General features: G+C 24.9%; 1 protein-coding gene. It reads left to right on the forward strand.

The genetic code is table 11. The features are described 5' to 3' along the window. Positions 1-465: 465 nt before the first annotated feature. Positions 466-1,749 (forward strand): right-handed parallel beta-helix repeat-containing protein, encoded by a 1,284-nt coding sequence (locus CD129_RS04090; RefSeq protein WP_115337968.1) that lies wholly within the window; start codon positions 466-468, stop codon positions 1,747-1,749. Positions 1,750-1,820 lie beyond the last annotated feature (71 nt).

A 1,820-nucleotide genomic window follows, 5' to 3' on the forward strand; every position in this document is an offset into this window, starting at 1 on the left:
GTTAAATTGTTTATATCTGAAATAGTTCATACAGAAGACTCCTTTTTGTTAAAATTATACTATAAATTCAACTTTGCAACAGAACCAAAATAAATAACAATGTTGAAAAGATTAGGTATATAGCCTAATCTTTTCTATTTAGGGTGATATACCCTTGTCTTTGTGCTTTTAAGATCATAATAGCTGCAGTACTAAAGAAACAAGGCATATAACAACTGAAAAATAGTTGCAAACATGAATACATTTAATTTTTGAATTACAAATTAGATTATTCTATTTGGATAACAAATAATATATTAACCACCTTCTCTCTACCATAGTATTCTTTAATAGTGTAAAGTTGTTGTACATTATCTAAGAAAAATTTATCTTTAAGTAATATAAATATTACAAGTATACAGAGTTACATTTTATATTATTCACTAAAAAAGGAGAATTACTTTTAACAAAGTATATTTAAAAATCATGAAACAATTAAAATTAATTACGCTGCTTATAATCATAGTATTTCTTTTCACTATATTTACTTGTCTAAATTCTAAAGTGATTTATGTTTCAAATACAGGTAAAAATCATTATCCAGGCACAAATAAGAAACCTATAAAAAGCATTAATAAAGCTATTAATATGGCTTTACCTGGGACAACAATAAAAATCAAGCCTGGAATATATAAAGAAACTTTACATATAAATAAAAATGGATTTCTTTTTTTACCTATAAAAGTAACAGGTATGTACGGAAAAACAAAGTTAATTGGTAATATTGATAGATCTGAAAAAATAATAAATATTCGTAATTCTAAATATATAAATATAACGGGTTTAAATTTATCTAATTTAAAAGCCACTAATCCAGAACAAACACCAACTGCTATAAATATAGATGGACTCTCTAAGTCTATAATAATTAAAAATAATATAATTCATCACATTGAAACAGACTATAAAGAAGGCAATAGCCATGGTATTTCTGCTTATGGGCAAGGAATGTCTGATATTCAAATAGTAAATAACAAACTATATAATTTAAAATTAGGTAATAGTGAAGCTTTAGTTTTGAATGGGAATATTAATAACTTCAAAGTAACAAACAATCAAATTTTTAATAACAATAATATTGGTATAGATATCATTGGTTATGAAGGAGTAGAATCTAATGAAAAATTAGATAAAGCGAGAAATGGTACAATTTCTAATAATAGTGTTCAGAATAATACAAGTAAACATAATCCCTCTTATAATGGTGACCAATCTGCTGCTGGAATATATATAGACGGTGGAGAAAATATAGTAATATCTGATAACATATCAACTAATAATGATATAGGAATAGAAATAGCTAGCGAACATAAAAATAAAAATGCTGTAAATATTTTAGTAAAGAAAAACACTATTAAAAACAATGGATATACTGGAATAGCGCTAGGTGGTTATAATGAAACAATGGGAGGAATAAAAAATACCAAATTATTAAAAAATAGAATGTTTCATAATGATAAACAAAATCTGTTTGGTGGAGAATTTTTATTACAATATAATATAAATGATTTAATTATAACTAAGAATGCTATATCCCCTAACAAAAATGGTTACTTACTAATAAAAGATAATAAGAGTGGAAAAAACATCAATATAAAAAATAATAACTACAATTTAAAAGGTAGTAATAAAATAATTTGGAATGAAAAAGAATTAAAAAGGTTACGTAGTAGTGATATAGACGGCTACTCTGGTTCTGTTGCAAAGTAAAAAAATATAGCTAACCACTAATTTATCATGTCAGTGTTCGCTTAACTTGCTAGCATGATGCTAATTTCGTG

The sequence above is a fragment of the Mammaliicoccus fleurettii genome, assembly GCF_003970575.1.
In the GTDB taxonomy this organism is placed as follows: domain Bacteria; phylum Bacillota; class Bacilli; order Staphylococcales; family Staphylococcaceae; genus Mammaliicoccus; species Mammaliicoccus fleurettii.

Excerpts from the sequence above, each read along its gene's own strand:
- CD129_RS04090 (WP_115337968.1), top strand. The coding sequence starts at position 466 with ATGAAACAATTAAAATTAATTACGCTGCTTATAATCATAGTATTTCTT.